The organism is Acinetobacter sp. TYF_19, assembly GCF_043105125.1.
Classification (GTDB): Bacteria; Pseudomonadota; Gammaproteobacteria; order Pseudomonadales; family Moraxellaceae; genus Acinetobacter; species Acinetobacter johnsonii.
Genome location: NZ_JBICLH010000069.1, coordinates 1 through 21,992 on the forward strand (window position 1 = coordinate 1; position 21,992 = coordinate 21,992).

Here is a 21,992-nt window from a genome sequence, read left to right on the forward strand (position 1 = left end):
TATTCGTTCTCTCTTTAAAAGTTGAAGCTAAAATGTGTTCAATTAAAGCAACCAAACTGCTTCGGTCAGCTGCTTAATTTCATCCATATCATGGCTGACATACAGCATCGGGATATGGGTTTCATGTTGGACGGTTTGAAAAAAAGGAAGGATTTCCTGTTTATGTGCAGCGTCTAACGCAGACAATGGTTCATCTAATAATAATAAATTTGGCGAATACAACAGTGCCCGACCCAATGCAACTCGCTGCATTTCACCACCTGAAAGCTTCGTCGGCATACGACTGAGTAAATGATTAAGTTTAAGCAGTTCAATAATATAATCGGGATCAAAACGTCGGCTTTCAGGCGGAATGCGCTTATAGCCAAACAATAAATTTTGCATCACCGTCATATGTGGAAACAGTTGTGCATCCTGAAAAACCAAACCCACATGACGTTGCTGCACGTTTAAATTAATCTTATTTTTCGCATCAAACCATGTCTGATGATTGATTTTAATCCAGCCCTTGACTGGAGTATTAAGTCCTGCAATAGCATGCAAAATACTGGTTTTTCCTGAGCCTGACGCTCCAAATAAACCAACGACAGGATGTTCAGATGAAAATGTCTGATCGAGTTTAAATTTGCCTAAATTTAACAGAATATGACAGTCAATCATCGTCTTAATGCTCCCGTTTTTTTTTCTGATAACGATGGAACCACTGGGCAAACCATAAAGCGAAAAATGCCACAGTTAATGACAGAATAATCAGTCGCCAGACCGCTTGTTCTGTGTCGGGTTGCTGCATCAGGCTATACATGGCCAAGGGCAAAGTTCTGGTCTCCCCTGCAATATTACCGACAAAGGTAATAGTTGCGCCAAACTCGCCCAGACTGCGACAAAAACATAAAATTGCCCCCACCAATATGCCACTGCTGGCTAAAGGCAAAGTGACATAAAAAAAAGTGCCCAAGGAGGAAGCACCGAGCGTTTTCGCCGCCATTTCTAGCCGTTGATCCACCAGCTCTATGGCCAAACGAATCGATTGAACCAAGAGTGGAAAGCCCATCACTGCTGAGGCCAAAACTGCGCCTTTCCAATTAAATGCAAAATTGAGTCCAAAGGGCTCAAGATATTTACCCAGTATTCCGTTTCCTCCAAAAACCTGTAACAGCAAATATCCTGGCACTACAGGCGGCAGCACCAAAGGTAGGAAAATAAAGGTTTCAAATAATGATTTGCCAAAAAACTCTTTACGTGCCAAAACCCAACCCACTACCAACGCAGGGATCAGGCTAAATGCCAAACAGGTTGCAGCCACTTGGCAGGATAACTTGAGTACCTCTATTTCTTCAGCCGATAAAGAAAACATCATCACTTGGCAGCAGATAAAACGGTAAAGCCATATTTTTTAAAGACTGCATGTGCTTGTTTACTCTGTATAAACTGATAAAACGCTAGTGCATCTGGATTATTTTTGACAAGACCTAAGGGATAAACAATCGGGGTATGGGTGCTGATAGGGAAAACGCCAACGACGGTGACATCGTTACTAATAGCAGCATCGGTTGCATAGACAATGCCAAGCTGACATTCACCACGTGCGACAAAGTTGAGCGCAGCTCTGACATCTTCAGTTTCAACCAATCTTGGTTCAAGTTTTGACCACCACCCCAATGCGGTCAGTGCTTGTTTCCCGTATTTTCCGACTGGGACACTTTTGGTGTCACCTGTACAAAGCTTGCCTTGAAAAGCGGTAGAAGGATCAAAACTTTTATCCATTTTTATTTTGACGGGCTTAGCTTTTGGCGAAATCAATACAAGACGATTGCCCAATAAATTCACACGTTTATCCGGCACAATTAACTTTTTATTTTGCAGATAATTCATCCACTGTTCATCTGCCGAAATAAAAACATCCGCAGGTGCACCCGCTTCAATTTGCTTGGCCAAAGTCGACGAGCCTGCATAAGAGGTTTTCACGCGTACTCTTTTTTGTTGTTCAAACATTGCATCGACATCTGCTATAGCATTGGTCAAGCTGGCTGCTGCATAAACGGTAATAGCTTGCTCTGCATGTACCTGTGCCCCAAGAGTCAAACCACAACATAACATCGCATATTGCATATACTTATTCTTAAAATTGAGCAGCACCATGTTCACCTTAAGTGTTATAAATTGACCGATATGTTTTCAAAAATATATGGATACATAAGCAACGTCAATTCCAGAAACAGATTATTTATCATTCAAGTTAAAGGATTTGTATCTTAATCACGTGACTGATACTGCTCTTGCAATCGAGTGAGTAGATAAGAGGTTTTATCAAATAGAGGAAGCTTATTCGTGTATGCAATGACTGACTACGAGAAGCATCTAGTTGAACTGAATAGATTATTGTTTCAGGTGTTGAGCTATTTCTGCAAAATCCTGCTCAATTGCAAGGCGTGCTTTTATTTCCATTTGTCTAAATTGACTTAAAATACTTTCGCCCAAGTCTGTGAGTTTTGCCCCACCCCCATGCGTTCCACCTTTTTGAGTTTCGACCAATCCTGACTGAAAGCTATGATTCATGGTTTCAACCAACTGCCATGCACGGCGGTAGCTCATATTCATACTTTTTGCAGCTTGAGAAATTGAACCTGTACGGCGAATTTCTTCCAATAACTCGGCCTTACCTGGCCCAAAGGCAATGTCTTGATTGAGAAGTATTCTGAGCTGTAATTTTAATTTGACGTCCTGCATACATTCACTCAAATAAAGACTGGTCATCAAAGCAGATGACCTAAAGAAAAACCTTTTACTTTTTATACAGCAAAATTTTGAATATCAAGTATATAAAACAAAACCATTACCGCGGCAAAAACTCGCTAAGGTCAAACCTGACTGCTTTGCCATATTAATCGCCATACTTGTTGGAGCTGAAATACACGCCAACAAGGCAATATTCAGTTGAGCACACTTACGAATCAACTCATAACTGGCGCGGCTGGTCATCACCACAAAACCTTGATTTACATCATAATGATGTTCTGCAATATAACCCAATAGTTTATCTAAAGCATTGTGTCGGCCCACATCTTCAAACAAAGCCACTACTTCCCCCGCTTCAACCCATGCAGCAGCATGTGCACCGCCCGTCATTTGGGTAATTTTCTGTCGAGTATTGAGTTGAGCAATGGCTTGCGGAATTTGAGCCAACCATCCCTCACAGACGGCTGTGGTAATTTGAGGTAAATCCAAATGAAGCTGCTGTAAACTTTCAATCCCACAGAGACCACAACCCGTGCGTCCAACCATCATCCGTCGATGTTGTTTGAGCGCCTTAAAGGTCCGAGTAGAAATCGTCATTTCGACTTGGATTCCAAATTCCGTTTCGTGTATGTCTAAAGAATAAAGCTCTTTCAAACTCGTCAAAATACCTTCAGACAAGCTAAAGCCTTTGGCAAAAACTTCAATATCTGCTGGCGTTGCCATCATTACTGCATGCGAAATCCCATTATAAACCAAGGCAATAGGGTATTCTTGCACCACAAAATCAGATTGTTCAACAGCTCTATTTTCACTTAAACGCTGAATATCAACAGTTTCATAGCCCAGAGAATTCAACTTAGACGCCCGAATATCCATAATAATTTTCCAATCTTCCCTAAACACTCAACCCTTCAATCATGAAAAAAATGACACCTGCAAATCAGGCGTCATTTCAGCATTGAATCAACTAACCTCTCGATTCACGATCTGATTGGCATCTTCAGGATCAACCGCTTGTGCCAAGTTGAAATGTTCAGGCGCTTGGCCTGCATGCAAAATCACAGGCACGCTTTTCGAAGCTGGTATTTTGGCGTATTTATCATGGCTACTGAGTGCAACCAATGGATTGGTCTCCGGATAATAGGCTGCAAGGCTACCCCGTGGAATGTTATACGGGACGATACGGAAGCTTTGAACCACACGTTTAACACCATCCGAATAAATACTTTCGATATCCACCCATTGATCTGCAACAAAACCAGCCGCAGCGATATCTTCTGCATTCATAAACAAAACACGGCGCTGACCAAATACCCCACGATAACGGTCATCCAGTCCATACAAGGTGGTGTTGTATTGGTCATGAGAGCGTGTGGTCATTAGGGTATAAACTTTGGCCTCTGTATATTGTTCAGCGTATTTATTCTCTTTATCTGCATACACTTCAGCCAACGGCGTAATTAAGAACTGTGCCTTGCCTGCAGGCGTATTCCATACATGCTGATTGGCTGGATGCTCTAAGTGAAAACCACCCGGCTGATAGACACGTGCATTGAAATCATGAAATTCATCAAAGACCTCTTCAATCGAATCTCGAATACGGTCATAGCTTTCTACATACCATTTCCACTTGATATCACTGTCTGGCAAGACGGCTGCTGCCATACGCGCCACAATGTCAGGCTCTGAAAGTAGATTCTTAGAAGCAGGCTCATTATGCCCTGCTGAAAGATGTACATTACTCATGGAATCTTCAACACTGACTGCCTGCGGCCCATGCTGTTGCATATCAACTTCGGTACGGCCCAAACAGGGTAAAAGTAATGCCTCTTTACCACAAACCAAATGGCTACGATTCAGCTTGGTTGCAATCTGTACCGTCAAATCACAACGACGTAAGCCTTCTTGTGTATACGGTGTATCTGGAGTGGCAACAGCAAAGTTACCACCTAAACCAATAAAAACTTTTACACCACCTTCATACATGGCCTTAATGGTATCCACCACGCCAAAACCATGTTCACGTGGCGACTTAATGCCGAATACTCGGTCCAGACTATCCAGCAATTTTGGGCTTGGTCGTTCATTGATCCCCATGGTTCGATCGCCTTGCACATTACTGTGCCCGCGAATCGGTGCTAAGCCTGCCCCTGGACGACCAATATGCCCTCTTGCCAACATTAAGTTCGCGAGCATATGTACATTCGCAGTCCCGTGCCGATGCTGTGTAATCCCCATGCCCCAACAGAAAATGGCCGTTTTGGCATCCAAATACATTTTAGCTAAAGACTCTAAATGCTCGGGGCTAAGTCCCGTATGTGCATGAATATCGGACCATGCAGTACGATCTATTTCTTCCATCATGGCATCGAAACCGACTGTATTCATTTCGATAAAAGATCGGTCAAAAACGCTCTTTTTCCCAGCTGCCAGTGCTTGAATATCCCATTCACGTAAATGTTTCAGCATCCCGAACATGAGTGCATAATCGCCACCCACGTTGGGTTGGAAATAATAACGACTAATAGGTGTACTGCCATTGGTCATCATCTCAACAGGTGCTTGCGGATCTTGGAAACGTTCTAAACCACGTTCTTTTAAGGGGTTAATGGCAACGATATTGCCACCACGGCGCGACACTTCACGTAAAGTCCCCAACATCCGCGGATGGTTGGTGCCCGGATTATGCCCAAAACTGAAAATCGCATCGGCGATATCAAAATCTTCTAAAGTCACCGTTCCCTTACCCAAACCAATTGAGTCACGTAGGCCAACACTAGTGGTCTCATGGCACATATTGGAACAGTCTGGGAAGTTATTGGTTCCATAAGCACGGACAAAGAGTTGATACAGAAATGCTGCTTCATTACTGGCACGACCAGAAGTATAAAATGCCGCTTGATCTGGATGATCCAAGGCATGTAAATGTTTTGCAATTAAGGTAAAAGCATCGTCCCACGAGATGGGCACATATTTATCGGTCGCGCTGTCATAGCACATTGGGTCGGTTAGACGACCTGAATCTTCAAGCAAGAAATCACTTTGCTCAGACAGCCAACTGACCGTATGGGTTGCAAAAAAATCAGGCGTAACACGTTTTGAAGTGGCTTCAAAGGCAACGGCTTTCGCACCGTTTTCACAAAAGTTAAAGGCATGTGCATCTTTTTTTTCAGGCCATGCACATCCTGGACAGTCGAAACCTGTGGGTTGGTTAATATTGAGAAGCGTAATCGCACCTTTTTTGAAAACTTCCTGTCTCTTTAAATTTCTTGCAACACTTAACAACGCGCCCCATCCACCCGCAGGGTTGGTATAAGGCTCTATTCTCGCATAGCTGGTTTCTTCATCGTCATGCTTTTTATCTTCAGTGTTTTCCATCTCACCGCCCTCAATATTTATCTTCGGTAAAAAGTTCTGCAATGATCAATTCACTGTTCACTTTGCTCATAGCATTCGTAAGCTATTTGGATTTCTCATCTCTTTTTTGTTGTCTATTTCTTATTCATCATGCCCGCGTTTCTTGGCGCCATTCCAAAAACACTTCTGATCAAAAATATCACCCTTTTGGCATGTAATTTCAATAGATGAATTATTACAAAGAGCAAAGACTTAATGGATCGCATTCGAGGAACACCAACTCAATTTTTGAAAATGAACGAACAAAGCGACTTCAAGACTCCGTTTGATCTTTGAAATAAAACATTTCATACTCTCGTTTATAAAAACTAAATCGTATGTAAATACGAGGTGGAGCGACTATGGACGGTTCGACTACTACACGCTTAGAACATAGGTCAGCACAACTGATCGATCAATTTGGCCGACATAAACATAAACTCCGAATCTCTCTGACAGATCGTTGTAACTTTCGTTGTAGTTATTGCATGCCCGATACGCCTGAATGGTTAGCCAAAAAAGACATCTTAAGCTTTGAAGAGCTGTTAACCTTTTGTGAAATGATGGTCAGTTTAGGCATTCGGCACATTCGTTTAACAGGTGGCGAGCCTTTAATGCGTCAAGGCGTGGTCAATTTTATTGATACTTTGAATCGGCTCAAGCCACACGGTTTAGAACGTATTTCCATGACCAGTAATGCTTTTTATTTAAACAAGTATGCACGAGCGCTAAGAGAGGCAGGACTAGATGATATTAATATCAGTCTCGATAGCATTCATGCAGACACCTTTATGAACATGACCAAGCGTCCGATAGCACCAGTCCTCGAAGGCATCGCTGCAGCTCAACAAGCCAATCTGCCGATAAAATTAAACTGTGTTTTAGTCGCAGGACAAAATGATCATGAAGTGCTTGAACTGACTCAATGGGCTTATCAGCAGAATATCGCATTACGTTTTATTGAATATATGCCTTTAGATCAACCTGAGCACTGGCAGCCTAAAAAAGTCATCACTGAAGATAACATTATCCGAATACTTGAACCCCATTTTCAAATTCAGAAACAAGCCAGACAACATGACCCAGCAACCATTTATCTGCTTAATGATCAGTACACATTAGGCATTATTTCCACCATCAGTAAACCGTTCTGTCAAAGCTGTGACCGTTTACGTATCACTGCAACGGGAGAGCTTTTTACCTGTTTATTTGCCAATACCGGAACACCGCTGCGTCATTTACTTCAACAAAAAGATCCCACTTTATTACAAGCTCAGATTCTGAAGGCGGTATGGCATAAAAAAGCGGGGTTTATTGAACATCAACATGCCCCAACACGCAAAATCAGTATGCATGCCATAGGGGGTTAATCAACTAGTTAATTTTGAGTTTGTCAGTCATTCGACTGTATCCGCTTTTATTTTTGTGTTATCTAAATACGTCATAAACTTTTTCTCTTGATTGAACAGTTTCACTTTAGATCAACACTTCAATGTTTCGGAATACTTTATGAAAAACGTTGGCATGAAGCCAGAAAGCTATCGCGTTGCAACTGCAAGCTCTGAACTGCTTGCCCCTGCACATTGTTTACAACTTCTTGCCGACGGCAATACCGAAAAAGGTGATGCTCTCAAAACAGCCCGCATTGCTGGGATTTTAGCCGCAAAACGTACCGATGAACTGATTCCGCTGTGCCACCCACTGCCTATTTACCGCGCCGATGTCGATTTTGAACTGCTTGTCGACCGTGTGGTTATTCATGCAACCGTGGAAACGATTGGGCCGACAGGTGTAGAAATGGAAGCTTTGACTGCTGCCAGTATTGCGGCTCTCACCATTTACGACATGCTCAAACCACATTGCGAACCGCATGAGTTGATCATTCAGCAATGTAAACTCGATCTGAAAAAAGGCGGAAAATCACACTTTAAACGTCATTTGCGTCAGCCTGTTTCTGCGGCAGTATTGGTTCTGTCGGATACCGTTGCCGCAGGTCGAAAACCCGATACTGCTGGCCGCTCCGTCGTCGAGACCTTAACCGAAGCTGGTTTTGATCCAATTCATTATCAAATTTTACCTGACGAAGCCGATCAGTTAAAAGCATTGGTCTTAGAGCTCACTCAATCTTATGCCTGCATTATTACTGTAGGCGGAACAGGCATTGGCAAACGTGACATTACAGTAGATACACTTGAGCCTTTACTGGAACGTGAGCTCAATGGCCTGATGGAAGCCGCACGTGCTTTCGGACAAAAACGTACCCCTTATGCTGCGATGTCACGTGGCGTTGCAGGTTTTATCGACCGTTCATTGGTGATTACCCTTCCGGGCAGCCGTGGTGGTGCAAGTGAATCTATGGCAGCCATTTTACCTGCTTTGGTTCATATTTTTGATGTCTGCCGTGATCTACCTCATCCGGGAGGCTATGAATGAGTTGCTCTGGCGTTGGTTTAATTACACTCGATCAAGCTCTTGAACACTATAGCGCCGTCCAAACATTGCCTGTCGTTACTATGCCTTTAGTACAGGCGCATCGGCATGTTTTAGCGGCAGATGTTTTATCAACAGTTGCCTTGCCTCTATTTACCCAAAGTGCGGTTGACGGCTATGCGCTGCGCTCTGAAGACTTACAAGCAGGAATTACTAGTTTTGAATTGGTTGGTGAAATTCGTGCAGGTATTGAAGAACATATTGAGATTCAAATAGGACAAACCGTTCGTATTTTTACTGGGGGCAAACTGCCAAGCTCAACAGATACTGTGGCTCGACAGGAAATTATCACGCGTAGCCATAAGCAAGCGACTCTAACTCAAGCTTTGGACAAAGGAGTAGACATTCGTTATCAAGGTGAGGAGTTGTCCATCGGGACAACACTTGCGCAACAAGGCCAGCGTTTAGGCAGCGGTTTAATTGCGGCACTCAGTATGGCGGGTGTTCAGCATGTCGAGGTTTATCGCCAACCTAAAATTGCAGTGCTTATTACTGGTGATGAAGTCAATACGCAACTGGACAATGACTCTCAAGTGTTCGATGCCAATGCCCCAATGATCCGTACTTGGCTCAAAGAACACGGTTTTGCTGAAGTTTATTTAGAGCATGTGATTGATGATGAGAAGATACTCACACAAGCGCTCTCGAATGCCATGAATCATTATGATGTAGTCATTACTACAGGCGGTGTTTCGGTAGGCGATTATGACTTGATTCGACCTGTTTCAATGGCTTTAGGTGCAAAAGAGATTTTCTGGCAAGTTGCACAAAAACCGGGTAAACCACTATATTTTGCTGAATATCAGACAGACCATCATCGTTCTTATTTGATTGGTTTGCCTGGAAACCCTGCTGCTGTACTCACCTGTCTTGCTGTACATGTATCGACATTATTGGCGGCTTTACAGGGGGTTACGTCTCCTGCACCCGCGTGGAAAAAAGCTCGCTTCAACGACAGCATTAAACAAGACAGCCGTGAGCAACTGGTTCGCATGGTATTAGATGTCAACGAATTTGGACAATTAACCGTTTCCAAACTCGGCAAACAACAATCCCACATGCTCAGTAATTTAAATCGAGCCAATAGTATAGTTCGAATCCCTGCTCGATCTGATGCCCCTGTAACATTGGACTATGTCGATTTCATCTCGATCTAAGAACATCGATTGGATAGTGATACAAACCAAATACTTTTTTGCACACGGTCTAAGACTTGGACAGCTTGGTCTTAGACCGTACATCTCAATATTGAACGATCGTTATTGCTCCCCCTATACACAGATGTTAGGTCTAAATCATGCAAAACAACCCAGCAACAACACTGGTGATTTTAGCGGGTGGGAAAGCCACACGAATGAATGGGGTCAATAAGCTTTTGCAAAGATTTTAGACTATTGTTTTGATGTACTGCTAAGCATAGCCCCTAAAAAAATGGATTATAGCGGTACAGTATGGAACAAATTGAAACAAGCAAAAGGCAGATAATACAGTATTTATAGGTGTTTGAGGCTATGTTGGTATGTATTGAAATAAGTAAATGGTGCGCTCAGCGGGACTCGAACCCACGCCACAGGCTTCGGAGACCTGTACTCTATCCAGTTGAGCTATGAGCGCGCGAGCACATCATATCAAAAAAAATCACAAGGTAAAGCATCTATATAGCTTAGAGTGATTTTCCTGCTTATGCTTTATACAATGTTCCATATCTGCAACACAGAATTGCGAGCAGATTACTTGGTTTATTAGACATAATCGCTCACAATAGTGCCACTATTAATCATTCGAGAATTTCATGACTGATGCATTGACGTTAAGAGATTTGTCCAAAACCTATAAAAATGGGTTTCAGGCTTTAAAAGGCATCGATTTAACTGTTCCTGAAGGCGAGTTCTATGCCCTTCTTGGACCAAATGGTGCAGGCAAATCTACAACGATTGGTATTATCAGCTCATTGACCAAGAAAACCTCAGGCACTGTCGAAATTTTTGGACATAATCTCGACACGCACCCCTCTCAAGCCAAACAGTGCTTAGGGGTTGTACCTCAAGAGTTTAACTTCGGTCAGTTTGAAAAAACCTTCGATATCTTAGTCACACAAGCGGGCTATTATGGTATTCCTAAAAAAATTGCGGAAGTTCGTGCCGAAGAATATTTAGAAAAACTCGGCCTATGGGAAAAACGCGGCGTTCAAGCCCGTATGCTTTCAGGCGGTATGAAACGCCGCCTGATGATTGCTCGTGCCATGATGCATGAACCGAAACTCCTTATTTTAGATGAACCCACAGCAGGGGTTGATATTGAGCTACGTCGTTCGATGTGGGACTTCCTCACAGAAATGAACAATAAAGGCACATCGATCATTTTAACCACACATTATTTAGAAGAAGCAGAAATGCTGTGTCGTCGAATTGCCATTATTGACCGTGGTGTCATTAAAGAAGACACCAGCATGAAAAATTTCCTCAATCAACTCAATGAAGAAACCTTTATTTTTGATTTGGCAGTACCGATTGAACCGATTCATATCGACATCATTGGCGTTCGTTTTCATTTAGTCGATGCCGTGACTTTAGAAGTGACTATGGATAGAGCGCACACCCTCAATGACTTATTTCAATTACTCGAATCGCAAGGAATCCAAGTCCGCAGTATGCGGAACAAATCCAACCGTTTAGAAGAACTGTTTGTGAAGATGGTCGAAAAAAATCTCGAAGGAACTACGCTATGAACTTAAATCAACTTAGCGTAGCTTTATATACTCTGGTGCATAAAGAAATTCGCCGCTTTATGCGCATCTGGCCGCAAACCTTACTTCCACCTGCCATTACCATGAGTTTGTACTTTGTGATTTTTGGTAATTTGGTCGGCTCTCGTATTGGAGAGATGGGCGGTTTTAGCTATATGCAGTTCATCGTGCCTGGACTAATTATGATGGCGGTGATTACCAACAGTTATGCTAACGTTTCTTCGAGCTTTTTTAGTGCCAAATTTCAAAAAAGTATTGAAGAGCTGATCATGAGCCCTGTACCTTTGCATGCCATTTTATGGGGCTTTGTTTTAGGCGGTGTCTGTCGCGGGGTCTTGGTCGGTATTATTGTGACGGCTATGAGTTTATTTTTTACTGACCTTTATATTACCAATTGGTTTGTTACCATTTACACCGTCTTGGTCACCTCGTTCTTATTTTCACTGGGTGGTTTTATCAATGCGGTGTATGCGAAATCTTTTGATGACATCTCCATCATCCCAACCTTTGTGCTGACGCCTTTAACTTATTTAGGTGGCGTATTTTATGCCATTTCAGCACTCAGCCCTTTTTGGCAAAATTTATCGTTGATCAATCCAATTGTATATATGGTCAATGCTTTTCGTTTCGGCATCTTAGGTCATAGCGATGTTAACGTCGTCGTCTCCCTGTCTGTTATGACCATATGCTGTGCAGTGCTTTATGGCATTGCTTACTATTTACTTTCTCGTGGTTCAGGAATGCGTGAATAATGAGTGTAGAACATTCTCTTTTGGGTAAAGACACCAATTACCCTACAACTTATCAACCCGATATTCTTTTTCCTATAGCCCGTGCTACAGCACGTGAGCACTATGCACATGTTGAAGGTATTCAACAAGGTAAAGACTGGTGGCATGTTTTTGAAATTTCTTGGTTAAATAACCATGGTGTTCCACAAGTTGCCATTGGTCGCATCAATCTGCCTGCCACCTCGCCCAACCTCATTGAGTCAAAGTCATTAAAACTTTACTTTAATAGCATGAACTTTACTCAGTTTGAGTCTAAAGCTACGTTTAAAGAAACAGTCGAACAGGATTTATCGGCAGCGGCTGGCGCAGATGTGAATATTGATCTTTTTCATGTCGATGATGTGGAAATTAGTCAACCTGAAGGCATCTGTATAGATGAACTGACTCCGACCCAATTGGAAAATCATCCCAATGCTAATCTGTTGGCATTAGATGATGCTACGGAAGATGTTGAAGTACAGATTTACTCACATTTACTCAGAAGTAACTGCCCAGTCACTGGACAACCTGATTGGGGCACGGTATTTATCCGATATAAAGGTAAAAAGCCTTGTTATAACAGCATACTGGCTTATATTATCTCTTATCGTCAGCACAACGGTTTCCACGAACAATGTGTGGAACAAATATTTGCCGATATTTGGCAAAATTTGAAACCTGAAAAGCTGATGGTGTACGCAGCTTATACACGCCGTGGTGGTTTAGACATTAACCCTTGTCGTGTGTCAGATGTGTCATGGATGCCCCGCCCAATTCGATTGGCGCGACAATAAAATAAAGAACATTGAGGTTAATACACGATGCCATTTTTTGGTTTTATTCCATCGACTGAACTTTTACAGACTATTCAAACTGCTCAGCAGAAGAAAGACTCAAGTGAACCTTTATATCCACTTCGTGATAAAACAGCACTCCTCATCAATGATGAAATTATTGATGCCATTTTGACTGAGTTAGTTCGCCGTTTTCCACCGAGTGATAAACGTGACACAGCCGAGAAACTGGCTGGCTATATTAAGTCAACAGTTGCGGTTTTGTTGAAGCAGCTTTTAGGCAAATCATCGAATGATGTGGTTCAAGCATCGATTCAGTTTTCTGAAAAAAGCTTGTTTAAAGATGCTGAAGGTCAGTTCCGTGTGGGTGAAGCGCTAGATGCAAGCTTAGTGACCAACCTCAAATATAACTATGCTGAAATTAAAGCAGGCAATGAAGTAGATAAAGCCGCGTTAACCGAACTGTATAAACAGTTTGCTGAAGCGACTGTACGTCACTTCATGAATGACTTTAATAAAACCCTCGATTTGGGCATGATTAAGCGTAAAGCGGCCGATATCGGTTCTGCAGCTGTCATTAAAGCAGTCCATATTGCTGCCAATAAAATCATCCCCAATTTAACCAAAGATGAACTTTTAGCTTTAGCTGAATATCACGACACCTTATTTCATGCTTAAGTACTAAAAGTCTTTCGAGGCTTTTCAGATCAAAATGACTCTAATTGTGTAGGGTCATTTTGGTTTCTAAGCTGTGATTTCTTGCTCTTTATATAAAGTCCATATATAAGCTGAGACCAGATCTTTTTGTCATTGTCACTAGACCCTAAACACTACAATTTTAATTGCTTCTATATAGAAGACTTTTTATATCAGTCAGTAAAACTTGACTTATATAGTCACGTAAATACTCTGCCTGAAAATCAGTGTCATTTTGAATAATCTGCCCTTTATATAGGCTGAGTTTGTCTTTTTTTGTATACCTATTTGCCCGCTTCAGTACAGACAATGTTATCTTAAAGCCTATTCACGATAGACTCCGTTCACAAGAATTTCGACATAACAGAAACGCGAACTATGGGCTTTACCCTATTCGCTTTGCTCCACTGCCAATAACGACTCTGGAAATTAGACTTCTATGTTAAATTTAAACTTTTATAACAAAGTTAAACGTTTACCTTTATTGATTGGCGCTTTGTCGATCACCAGTTTTTGCCAAGCCAACGATTTCGCTTCTCATCCTGACTATTACAGCTTTAAACAAAAAACCATGCAAAATTATGGTCTGTCTGCTGAACAAGTTGATTGGGCGATGAATGGTTCTAAAAATGTACCCAACATCATCAACATTATGAACCGCCCTGGCGAAAGTAAACCGTGGTACGAATATAAAACCAACTTTATGGCGGAAAGCACCATTCAACGTGGTGTCCGTTTCAAAGCCCAATATGCAGATACTTTAAACCGCGCCGAACAACAATTTGGTGTACCGCAATCAGTCATTCTCGGCATTTTAGGGGTGGAAACAGGTTTTGGGAGCAATAAAGGTAATTTTGTCACTCGTGATGCTTTAGCCACTTTAGGTTTTGGTTACGAACGTCGTAAGCAATATTTCCAAGATGAACTCAGTGCTTTAATCGCATGGAGCTATAAAGATGGCGTGCCAACCAACTCGGTTGTAGGTTCGTATGCAGGTGCGGTGGGCTACCCACAATTTATGCCAAGCAATATTCCAAAGTTTGGTGTGGATTATGACGGCAATGGTCATGTCGATTTACGAAATTCAGCAGTCGATGCGATTGGTTCAATTGCCAACTATTTAGCAAATCATGGCTGGCAACGTAATCAACCAATTGGATTCGCAGCACGCTATAGTGGCTCGAATCCTGAAGCGGTCATTGCCAAAGATTTAACTTTACCGACACCTTATGGCGTTTTAAAAAATCAGGGCATTCAACCGACCAATCCGATTGTCAAAATCGATGATTTAGATATGGTGAATGTGATCCAACTACAGGAAAATTATGGGCAAAGTTATTACATTACTTACCCTAACTTTCAAGTGATTACGACCTATAACAAGAGCCGTATGTATGCGACTGCAGTGTGGCAATTAGGGGCTGAAATTGCTAGCCGATAGGGCTAGCTTTTTACTCAAGCTTGAGATGTCAATAAAAAAATATTTAAAAATGATGTAAATTTCGGCATTTTTCACACCTTGTTACAATATTGGTTATTTTTTAAGCAAAAAATGTTCGGTTTATGTAGTTTTTATCATTATTTTAATTAAACACTAGACATGCTTATGACTGCATGAATATTATCCATTTCGTCAAATGTTGTTGCAAAAGTGAATTAACAGGCAAGTTTTTTTATCTTTCAACCACTTAGTTTAAAGAAAAAAGTATTGTCTTTTGGAGTTTATAAATGCAGTCTTCACTTAAATATATACTGGCCATTGCCTCGACCATCGCGCTGAGCCAATCGCAAGCAGAGATGGTTCAGTCATCATTTACCAATGATAACGATAACTCTCGCCTAGCTGCGCGTGTCTTGAATAAAGATGCTCAAGGCTTCAACTCACACTTCTCAAATTTAAATAGCCTTTCAATCACTGAACGTTCAGGCGATAAAATTCGTCGCGAAACAATCGCTGCAAAAATTGAGATCCCTGAAGAAGAGCCTTCAGTGATTGAAAAGTTAAATACTGTTGCATCAAATACAGTACGTAAGTTTAGTCAAACGGGCATGGCGTCTTGGTATGGTCGTCAGTTCCACGGTCGTAAAACAGCAAGTGGTGAAACATTCGATATGAATGCATTAACTGCAGCTCACCGTAGTTTGCCACTAAACTGCTTTATTCGTGTAACGAATAAAACCAATGGTAAAAGTGTTGTGGTTAAAGTAAATGACCGCGGCCCATTCCACGGTAATCGCGTGCTTGATCTTTCTTATGGTGCTGCTAAGCAACTGGGTATTACCAATGCAGGTACTGCGAAAGTCAGTATTGAACGTATTGATGGACCAAACTCTTAAGATTCTTCCCTACAGCACGCATTTGACAGCAAAGCCACAGTAATGTGGCTTTTTTATTGTCCTATCTTTACCTAATGTTTTACACAATCGTAAACAGCTCGATCTCCAGCATTTGATCCCTCCCAGATACTTAGTTTGAATAAGATGCGAAATCTAATCGATCCGATTTTTTGAAGTGAGTGCGCTCACATTTTTACAGCGGTGAAAGACTAGCAAAATTAAATATTTTCTCAGCTCATTCTTATCTGATCAAAGCCAATTTTTCTGCCTACCCTGAACTGTAGTTTTATGCATTCGTCAAATTAAAATGATTTTATGAATTACCTAGTAAATTAAGCGCCATTTTGGGGATATTGGATTCACTATTGCCCTACATGTTTTTATATAATTGAGTCCATTCTATGGACCAAAACTCAAAAGAAAACCTTGTTATTTCTTCAAAGTTCTCAAAACACGACTCATTTGCTCTATTTTCAACTTTTCTAGTTCCTCAATCAAAGCTACGCCAATTTGATAGACATAGTAAAAATCGCAAATGGTGAGCTTTTAGAGCAACACAAATTTAAAAGCAATGAAAAAGATCGGGCTCTCAAACTTTTTTATCCTTTTTTCGGTATTTTATGGGCCTATTTGCTGATGAAATGCTAGAAATCGAATAACAGATTCAGACCGTAAAAAAATCCTAAACTCAGCAAAATACTGAGCAATAATTTTCTCGTCAAAAGAGTGATTAACAACGTAAAAATTGCCCCATAAAAATAACTATTTTGAAGTATCCCTTTCCAGTGCCCGCCTTCGAAAAAAACCAGTGGCAAACAAATCGAAACCATCAGACAAGGCGCCGCATATTTCAGCATGCGTGTCGCAAAGTTAGGCAGGCGAATTTGAGTTTTAGGCTCTAAAAATAAATACCGATTAAAAAAGGTCACACAGGTCAAGCTCAAAACAAATAACCAGGTCATGTTTTAGTCCTCCGCTTGATCAAAGAGCGCAGCAACCCACATCCCACTAAACCCAGCCAGCAAAATAGCTGATCCCAGCTCTAACCAACTCAAAATCAGCACCATGATCGACGAACTCACCACGCCATAAATTGCGGCTTTATTTTGAATCAGCATCACTGCCATAACTAAAAAAACCACCACAATTGAAAATTCTAAGTGGAGAGTTGAAAGATCAGGTACTTTATTTGCAAGCAAAATACCCATTAGACTAAACAACACCCAACTGACATAAAAGCTAAATCCTGCACCCAACATATAGGCATAAGACGGCTTTTCCTTCAGCATCGCGGTGGCGTAGAGTTCATCGGTCAGCAAAAAGCCGATGCTCAGTCTTCTTTTGAGTGACCATGGCTTCACCTCCTCTCTTAAACTCAGTGCATAAATAAAGTGCTGACTGGTTAGAAAAAATACGGTGATCAGAATACTCAGTAAAGATGCACCCGTCATGAGCATACTCAAACTGACCAATTGTGCCGCACCTGCAAACACTAACGCTGACATGCCTACAGCTTGTATGACACTCAGGCCCGCATTAATCGCTGCTGAGCCTGCCAATATTCCCCATGGAATAACGGCGACTGAAAGCGGCAACATATCTTGTACACCACGGAAAAAGCTTAAACTTTTTTGTTGGATCAATTGCGACTGCACAGCAGACTCCATTTTTCAATTCGCTAGAGTCAATATGCGGCATACCTTAGATGGCTTTCTTGTATGAAATTGCTGTTATTTTAAATTTTATGTGCCAGATATTGCGCAGGCGTACAACCCAAAGACTTTTTAAAATGACGAGTGTAATGGCTTTGATCGGAGAAACCACAGAGTTGTGCGAATGTCGCAATCTCGCAGCCTTGTTTAAGTAAATATAAAGATTTACGTAATCGAAACTGTACCAACCATGCATGAGGTGGAAGTCCAGTAAACTTTTTAAATTGACGTAATAAATGCCATGGGCTCATCTCGACGACAGCGGCGAGCTCGGCCAGTTGATGCTCTTTTTCAGGTTCCGCAGCAAGTAGTTCTTGTACCAAGACCACTTTACGCTGTGCTTCGGGTAAGTCTTTTAATATTTTTTTAGATTGATTATAACGGCTTAATAAATAAGCCAAAGTTGAAATATATAAGCTTTGTTTAAACAGTGTATTTTTTGGCTGTAACAACAAATCGAACAGCAAATTCAATTGTTCGGCTAGTCCTTCATCATGAACCACAGCTTGCGGAAACCACGGCATAGTCCCTGCTTCATGAAAAAAATCTTGACTCACCTCTTGGATCATTTCAGGAGTCGGATAAATTGCCCGATAACACCACCCAGTTTCAACAGCAGAAGAACCCGTATGTACCTCATCAGCATTCACTAAAATAATGTCGCCTTGCGGTGCAATATGCTGATTTCCTGTACGTAAAAAAGACTGCGCACCTTCATCAATTAAGCCAATGCAATAGCCTTCATGGGTATGTTTTGAAAACTGCGTATGCTGATAGGAGGCTTTTAACATTTCAAGACCGTCAAGTTCTTGAACATGATGGTAATTTACAAATTCACTGGGTCTGATTTCGTGCATGAGTTGGCCTCTCCTGAACACTCAGCATACTGCGATTCAGCAAAACGTATAGAACAAAATTGCTCTACTACTGATAGGTTTTTCCTTGGTGTTTTAACCAACCACCTTCATGGCGCTGTTGTGGATCGTGATGTGTCCAGTGGATCACCCCACCTTTTTCACTATATTCGTATTCACCATTGAAGCCAACGGTATCCCCTTTTTGTAAGCGTTCAATACGGGGTGCTAAATCAATATTATGTGCAACCAAAACCGTCATTGTATTAGGGAGTTCTACAATAAATTTTTGATGACGAGAACCATTATTATCATCTTTAAGCACAGCCACAACACGCCCTTGTGATTGAACTTGAATATTACTTTTCCGGTTTTGAAACGCTTGGGCAATTTTTGCTGTGCCATCAAGTACTTGATTTTGCGGTTGGCTGGTCTGTGTAGAGGGCTCTACCGCGACTGATGGTGTCGATGTTTGTAATTGATTTTCTTGAAGATCGATTCCGAAATATGCAGCAATCAAAAGTACGATCACCGCGCCAATACTCAGGTTGGTTTTGTTGGCCACTTATCTACTTCCTCGTTTTATTTTTATTAATTGTATAAAAAAAGCCCCAAAGGGGCTTTTTTTACTCAAAATAATTTTTCAATTATTTTGCAGCAGCTTGAGCAGCAGCAACTTCTTCAGCGAAAGAAAGTTCAGCTTTTTTCTCAATACCTTCACCCACTTCAAAGCGAGCAAATTGAACAACTGTAGTACCAGTTGCTTTAAGAACGTCCGCAACTTTCTTGTCGTTGTCGATTACGTACATTTGACGATCAAGAGCAACTTCGTTCAAGTATTTCTCAACTGAACCAGTGACCATTTTCTCAACGATGTTTGCAGGCTTACCAGATTCGATTGCTTTAGCTTCAGCAATTTCTTTCTCTTTAGCGATAAGTTCAGCAGATACACCTTCAGCAGAGATAGCAACTGGGTTGAATGCAGCAACGTGCATTGCAATACCTTTACCAGTCGCAGCATCACCTGTGTAAGATACAACAACACCGATTTTTAAACCGTGTTTGTAAACTGCAAGGTTTTCGCCTTCAATGATTTGAGCACGACGAACTTGGATGTTTTCACCGATTTTTTGAACAAGTGCAATACGCGCTTCTTCTACAGTTGCACCATCTTCAAGTTTCAATTCAGCAATTTTAGCAGCATCAGTTTCGCCAGCAGCTAACGCAGCAGCAGCAACTTGAGCAGAGAAACCAGCAAAGTTTTCGTCTTTAGCAACGAAGTCAGTTTGGCAGTTTACTTCTAAAAGAAGCGCTTTGTTACCGTCTTGAGCGATAGTGATTGCGCCATCAGCTGCAATGTTACCCGCTTTTTTAGCCGCTTTAGCTTGACCAGATTTACGAAGGTTATCAATCGCTAATTCGATGTCACCATTCGCTTCTGTTAATGCTTTTTTACATTCCATCATTGCAAGACCAGTACGATCGCGCAATTCTTTAACCATGCTTGCTGTAACTGCAGTCATGTCAATCTCCTAAATACGGTAGAAAATGAATTCTTTTTAGAACAGAAACGGCCCAGAGCTGTCTCTTGGGCCGTCTGCATACATGACGCTTACTTTGCCACCATCACATGTCGCAAAAATGACAAGCTTACGTCAAACGCATTAAGCCTCAGGAGCTTCTTTAGCTTCTTCAACTTTAGCTTGTGCATTTGCTTGTGATTGAGCATATTCTTTACCAGCAAGAATCGCATCAGCCATAGCAGAAGCATACAAAGTAACTGCACGGATCGCATCGTCATTACCCGGAATAACGTAGTCTACGTTGTCTGGGTTAGAGTTTGTATCAACGATACCAATTACAGGAATACCAAGGTTTTTAGCTTCTTTAATTGCAATTGCTTCGTGATCAACGTCGATTACGAATAATGCGTCAGGTAAACCACCCATGTTCTTAACTCCGCCTAAAGCGCGTTCAAGTTTTTCCATCTCACGAGTACGCTCTAAAGCTTCACGTTTAGTAAGCTTAGCGAAAGTACCATCTTGAGATTGAGTTTGAAGGTCTTTAAGACGGTTGATAGATTGGCGAAGTGTTTTCCAGTTCGTCAACATACCACCTAACCAACGGTGATCAACATATGGTTGACCAGCACGTTGTGCTTGTTCACGGATGATGTTAGAAGCAGCACGTTTCGTACCAACAAACAATACTTTATTCTTTTTGCTAGCAAGGTTGTTAACAAAGTTCAAAGCATCATTTAACGCAGGAACAGTGTGCTCAAGGTTGATGATGTGAATTTTGTTACGCGCACCAAAGATGTATTGACGCATCTTTGGGTTCCAGAAACGTGTTTGGTGACCGAAGTGTGCGCCTGCTTGAAGAAGGTCGCGCATGCTTACGTTGTAATCTGCCATTTTCTTTACCTTAAAGTTTGGGTTAGGCCTCCATATATCCGCATCCTCCACCCTAACGGGCACCCAGAGAAATGTGTCGATATATGTGCGGATTTTATTGCCCCATCGCACAAAGCCCGTGAAATTTATTCACGAAAAAGCATTTGATAAAATGGGCGGCTATTTATACCATAGTCACACACAAATTTCCAAAAGTTTTTAGAGATCATGAACAGTACTTACGAAGCACCCCGTCGACTCATCAAAAGCGCTGAAGACATCGAAAAGATGCGTGTGGCTGGACGACTGGCGGCTGAAGTCTTGGATATGATCAAGCCACATATTAAACCAGGTGTGACTACACTTGAGTTAGATACGATTTGTCACGATTATATTGTCAATAAACAAGACGCGATTCCAGCCTGTTTAGGTTACGGTGCAGCACCAGGTCGCCCTGCTTTCCAACACGTGATTTGTACTTCAGTAAATCATGTGGTCTGTCACGGCATTCCTTCAGATGCAAAAGTGTTGAAAAAAGGCGATATTTTAAATATTGATGTGACGGTCATTAAAGATGGTTTCCACGGCGATACCAACATGATGTACATCGTGGGTGGCGAAACTTCTATTCTAGCGAATCGTTTATGTAAAGTGGCACAAGAAGCAATGTACCGTGGAATAGCAACAGTGAAGCCGGGTTCAACCATTGGCGACATTGGTCATGCCATTCAACAATATGTCGAATCGGAACGTTTTGGTGTCGTACGTGAATACTGTGGTCACGGTATTGGAACTGTGTTCCATGACGAACCTCAAGTCTTACACTATGGTCAGCCAAACTCAGGCATGATTTTAGAAGAAGGCATGACCTTTACCATTGAGCCAATGGTCAATGGTGGTGACTGGAAAACTAAATTACTGGGCGATAAATGGACGGTAGTGACCAAAGACCATAGCTTGTCTGCACAGTATGAACATACGTTGTTGGTCACTAAAAACGGGGTTGAAGTGTTAACTGCACGACCTGAAGAAGATTTATCACGTTTTCAGTCTTAAATGATGTCATTG

Annotated in this window: 22 protein-coding genes, 1 tRNA gene and 1 pseudogene; 11 read left to right on the plus strand and 13 right to left on the minus strand. The window is 41.7% G+C overall.

Translation table 11 applies throughout. The features are described 5' to 3' along the window. Positions 1-42: 42 nt before the first annotated feature. The 6 genes from ACF8FD_RS10060 to ACF8FD_RS10085 form a co-directional block, all read right to left on the minus strand. A complete protein-coding gene (locus tag ACF8FD_RS10060; RefSeq protein WP_279678928.1) occupies positions 43-660 on the minus strand; it encodes an ATP-binding cassette domain-containing protein in 618 nt (205 codons plus the stop codon). A 4-nt stretch (positions 661-664) separates the two neighbouring features. Next, complete coding sequence (gene modB / locus ACF8FD_RS10065; RefSeq protein WP_234304709.1) at positions 665-1,357, minus strand: molybdate ABC transporter permease subunit; 693 nt, start codon at positions 1,355-1,357, stop codon at positions 665-667. Continuing rightward, positions 1,357-2,109 (minus strand): molybdate ABC transporter substrate-binding protein, encoded by a 753-nt coding sequence (gene modA, locus ACF8FD_RS10070; RefSeq protein ID WP_234304708.1) that lies wholly within the window; start codon positions 2,107-2,109, stop codon positions 1,357-1,359. The genes modB and modA overlap by 1 nt, the downstream gene beginning before the upstream one ends. Before the next feature lie 267 nt (positions 2,110-2,376). Further along, positions 2,377-2,727 carry a winged helix-turn-helix domain-containing protein gene (locus ACF8FD_RS10075; RefSeq protein ID WP_183173302.1) on the minus strand — a complete coding sequence of 117 codons (351 nt, stop codon included), beginning with the start codon at positions 2,725-2,727 and terminating at the stop codon, positions 2,377-2,379. Between the two features lie 84 nt (positions 2,728-2,811). After that, a complete protein-coding gene (fdhD, locus tag ACF8FD_RS10080) occupies positions 2,812-3,612 on the minus strand; it encodes a formate dehydrogenase accessory sulfurtransferase FdhD (protein ID WP_279678929.1) in 801 nt (266 codons plus the stop codon). A gap of 87 nt (positions 3,613-3,699) precedes the next feature. After that, positions 3,700-6,114: an FdhF/YdeP family oxidoreductase gene (locus tag ACF8FD_RS10085; protein WP_234304706.1), complete on the minus strand. Its 2,415-nt coding sequence runs from the start codon at positions 6,112-6,114 to the stop codon at positions 3,700-3,702. A 380-nt stretch (positions 6,115-6,494) separates the two neighbouring features. Between ACF8FD_RS10085 and moaA the strand changes: the two genes are divergently transcribed. The 4 genes and pseudogenes from moaA to ACF8FD_RS10105 form a co-directional block, all read left to right on the plus strand. Next, positions 6,495-7,502: a GTP 3',8-cyclase MoaA gene (gene moaA / locus ACF8FD_RS10090; RefSeq protein WP_234304705.1), complete on the plus strand. Its 1,008-nt coding sequence runs from the start codon at positions 6,495-6,497 to the stop codon at positions 7,500-7,502. Positions 7,503-7,641: 139 nt separating this feature from the next. Continuing rightward, on the plus strand, positions 7,642-8,565 hold the full coding sequence (moaCB, locus tag ACF8FD_RS10095; protein ID WP_183175981.1) for a bifunctional molybdenum cofactor biosynthesis protein MoaC/MoaB: 924 nt from the start codon (positions 7,642-7,644) through the stop codon (positions 8,563-8,565). Next, a complete protein-coding gene (locus ACF8FD_RS10100; RefSeq protein WP_234304704.1) occupies positions 8,562-9,779 on the plus strand; it encodes a molybdopterin molybdotransferase MoeA in 1,218 nt (405 codons plus the stop codon). Before moaCB ends, ACF8FD_RS10100 begins: the two co-directional genes overlap by 4 nt. A gap of 140 nt (positions 9,780-9,919) precedes the next feature. Beyond that, positions 9,920-10,009, plus strand: a pseudogene (locus ACF8FD_RS10105) (molybdenum cofactor guanylyltransferase); the annotation flags it as partial. A 151-nt stretch (positions 10,010-10,160) separates the two neighbouring features. On the opposite strand, the gene ACF8FD_RS10110 reads toward ACF8FD_RS10105, so the two are convergent. Continuing rightward, positions 10,161-10,236: transfer RNA gene (locus ACF8FD_RS10110), tRNA-Arg, on the minus strand. Between the two features lie 178 nt (positions 10,237-10,414). Between ACF8FD_RS10110 and ACF8FD_RS10115 the strand changes: the two genes are divergently transcribed. The 6 genes from ACF8FD_RS10115 to ACF8FD_RS10140 all read left to right on the plus strand — a co-directional run bounded on the left by ACF8FD_RS10115 (position 10,415) and on the right by ACF8FD_RS10140 (position 15,965). Then, positions 10,415-11,350, plus strand: coding sequence for an ABC transporter ATP-binding protein (locus ACF8FD_RS10115; protein ID WP_234304688.1), 936 nt, complete (start codon positions 10,415-10,417; stop codon positions 11,348-11,350). Beyond that, on the plus strand, positions 11,347-12,120 hold the full coding sequence (locus tag ACF8FD_RS10120; protein ID WP_004982514.1) for an ABC transporter permease: 774 nt from the start codon (positions 11,347-11,349) through the stop codon (positions 12,118-12,120). Before ACF8FD_RS10115 ends, ACF8FD_RS10120 begins: the two co-directional genes overlap by 4 nt. Continuing rightward, entirely contained in the window at positions 12,120-12,932 is an 813-nt protein-coding gene (queF, locus tag ACF8FD_RS10125; protein ID WP_279678930.1) for an NADPH-dependent 7-cyano-7-deazaguanine reductase QueF, read from the plus strand. The genes ACF8FD_RS10120 and queF overlap by 1 nt, the downstream gene beginning before the upstream one ends. A 27-nt stretch (positions 12,933-12,959) precedes the next feature. After that, on the plus strand, positions 12,960-13,610 hold the full coding sequence (locus ACF8FD_RS10130; RefSeq protein ID WP_234304686.1) for a hypothetical protein: 651 nt from the start codon (positions 12,960-12,962) through the stop codon (positions 13,608-13,610). Between the two features lie 457 nt (positions 13,611-14,067). Next, the gene (gene mltB / locus ACF8FD_RS10135) at positions 14,068-15,069 is read left to right on the plus strand and encodes a lytic murein transglycosylase B (protein ID WP_062033930.1); all 1,002 of its coding nucleotides are present in this window, start codon (positions 14,068-14,070) and stop codon (positions 15,067-15,069) included. A 287-nt stretch (positions 15,070-15,356) separates the two neighbouring features. Then, on the plus strand, positions 15,357-15,965 hold the full coding sequence (locus ACF8FD_RS10140) for a septal ring lytic transglycosylase RlpA family protein (RefSeq protein WP_004695839.1): 609 nt from the start codon (positions 15,357-15,359) through the stop codon (positions 15,963-15,965). 644 nt (positions 15,966-16,609) lie between these two features. Here ACF8FD_RS10140 and ACF8FD_RS10145 read toward each other — a convergent pair. The 6 genes from ACF8FD_RS10145 to rpsB form a co-directional block, all read right to left on the minus strand. Then, positions 16,610-16,927: an AzlD domain-containing protein gene (locus ACF8FD_RS10145; RefSeq protein ID WP_130234928.1), complete on the minus strand. Its 318-nt coding sequence runs from the start codon at positions 16,925-16,927 to the stop codon at positions 16,610-16,612. A gap of 3 nt (positions 16,928-16,930) precedes the next feature. After that, a complete protein-coding gene (locus ACF8FD_RS10150) occupies positions 16,931-17,632 on the minus strand; it encodes an AzlC family ABC transporter permease (protein ID WP_392453351.1) in 702 nt (233 codons plus the stop codon). Positions 17,633-17,700: 68 nt separating this feature from the next. Beyond that, positions 17,701-18,534 carry an AraC family transcriptional regulator gene (locus ACF8FD_RS10155; protein WP_279678932.1) on the minus strand — a complete coding sequence of 278 codons (834 nt, stop codon included), beginning with the start codon at positions 18,532-18,534 and terminating at the stop codon, positions 17,701-17,703. Positions 18,535-18,601: 67 nt separating this feature from the next. Beyond that, on the minus strand, positions 18,602-19,096 hold the full coding sequence (locus ACF8FD_RS10160; protein ID WP_058870009.1) for a DUF3465 domain-containing protein: 495 nt from the start codon (positions 19,094-19,096) through the stop codon (positions 18,602-18,604). 82 nt (positions 19,097-19,178) lie between these two features. Continuing rightward, positions 19,179-20,054, minus strand: a complete 876-nt coding sequence (tsf, locus tag ACF8FD_RS10165) for a translation elongation factor Ts (RefSeq protein WP_004695824.1) — start codon at positions 20,052-20,054, stop codon at positions 19,179-19,181. 141 nt (positions 20,055-20,195) lie between these two features. Further along, positions 20,196-20,945 (minus strand): 30S ribosomal protein S2, encoded by a 750-nt coding sequence (gene rpsB, locus ACF8FD_RS10170; RefSeq protein WP_004982536.1) that lies wholly within the window; start codon positions 20,943-20,945, stop codon positions 20,196-20,198. A 207-nt stretch (positions 20,946-21,152) separates the two neighbouring features. Between rpsB and map the strand changes: the two genes are divergently transcribed. Then, a complete protein-coding gene (gene map / locus ACF8FD_RS10175; RefSeq protein WP_004695821.1) occupies positions 21,153-21,980 on the plus strand; it encodes a type I methionyl aminopeptidase in 828 nt (275 codons plus the stop codon). The last annotated feature ends 12 nt before the right edge of the window (positions 21,981-21,992 follow it).

What these genes read in the sequence shown, in the direction of transcription:
- ACF8FD_RS10075 (WP_183173302.1), bottom strand. Translation starts at nt 2,727, where the DNA reads ATGCAGGACGTCAAATTAAAATTACAGCTCAGAATACTTCTCAATCAA.
- moaCB (WP_183175981.1), top strand. Translation starts at nt 7,642, where the DNA reads ATGAAAAACGTTGGCATGAAGCCAGAAAGCTATCGCGTTGCAACTGCA.
- rpsB (WP_004982536.1), bottom strand. Translation starts at nt 20,945, where the DNA reads ATGGCAGATTACAACGTAAGCATGCGCGACCTTCTTCAAGCAGGCGCA.
- ACF8FD_RS10140 (WP_004695839.1), top strand. Translation starts at nt 15,357, where the DNA reads ATGCAGTCTTCACTTAAATATATACTGGCCATTGCCTCGACCATCGCG.
- queF (WP_279678930.1), top strand. Translation starts at nt 12,120, where the DNA reads ATGAGTGTAGAACATTCTCTTTTGGGTAAAGACACCAATTACCCTACA.
- ACF8FD_RS10150 (WP_392453351.1), bottom strand. Translation starts at nt 17,632, where the DNA reads ATGGAGTCTGCTGTGCAGTCGCAATTGATCCAACAAAAAAGTTTAAGC.
- ACF8FD_RS10060 (WP_279678928.1), bottom strand. Translation starts at nt 660, where the DNA reads ATGATTGACTGTCATATTCTGTTAAATTTAGGCAAATTTAAACTCGAT.
- modA (WP_234304708.1), bottom strand. Translation starts at nt 2,109, where the DNA reads ATGCAATATGCGATGTTATGTTGTGGTTTGACTCTTGGGGCACAGGTA.
- tsf (WP_004695824.1), bottom strand. Translation starts at nt 20,054, where the DNA reads ATGACTGCAGTTACAGCAAGCATGGTTAAAGAATTGCGCGATCGTACT.
- ACF8FD_RS10145 (WP_130234928.1), bottom strand. Translation starts at nt 16,927, where the DNA reads ATGACCTGGTTATTTGTTTTGAGCTTGACCTGTGTGACCTTTTTTAAT.
- ACF8FD_RS10100 (WP_234304704.1), top strand. Translation starts at nt 8,562, where the DNA reads ATGAGTTGCTCTGGCGTTGGTTTAATTACACTCGATCAAGCTCTTGAA.
- moaA (WP_234304705.1), top strand. Translation starts at nt 6,495, where the DNA reads ATGGACGGTTCGACTACTACACGCTTAGAACATAGGTCAGCACAACTG.
- ACF8FD_RS10120 (WP_004982514.1), top strand. Translation starts at nt 11,347, where the DNA reads ATGAACTTAAATCAACTTAGCGTAGCTTTATATACTCTGGTGCATAAA.
- ACF8FD_RS10085 (WP_234304706.1), bottom strand. Translation starts at nt 6,114, where the DNA reads ATGGAAAACACTGAAGATAAAAAGCATGACGATGAAGAAACCAGCTAT.
- ACF8FD_RS10155 (WP_279678932.1), bottom strand. Translation starts at nt 18,534, where the DNA reads ATGCACGAAATCAGACCCAGTGAATTTGTAAATTACCATCATGTTCAA.
- ACF8FD_RS10130 (WP_234304686.1), top strand. Translation starts at nt 12,960, where the DNA reads ATGCCATTTTTTGGTTTTATTCCATCGACTGAACTTTTACAGACTATT.
- mltB (WP_062033930.1), top strand. Translation starts at nt 14,068, where the DNA reads ATGTTAAATTTAAACTTTTATAACAAAGTTAAACGTTTACCTTTATTG.
- map (WP_004695821.1), top strand. Translation starts at nt 21,153, where the DNA reads ATGAACAGTACTTACGAAGCACCCCGTCGACTCATCAAAAGCGCTGAA.
- modB (WP_234304709.1), bottom strand. Translation starts at nt 1,357, where the DNA reads ATGATGTTTTCTTTATCGGCTGAAGAAATAGAGGTACTCAAGTTATCC.
- ACF8FD_RS10115 (WP_234304688.1), top strand. Translation starts at nt 10,415, where the DNA reads ATGACTGATGCATTGACGTTAAGAGATTTGTCCAAAACCTATAAAAAT.
- fdhD (WP_279678929.1), bottom strand. Translation starts at nt 3,612, where the DNA reads ATGGATATTCGGGCGTCTAAGTTGAATTCTCTGGGCTATGAAACTGTT.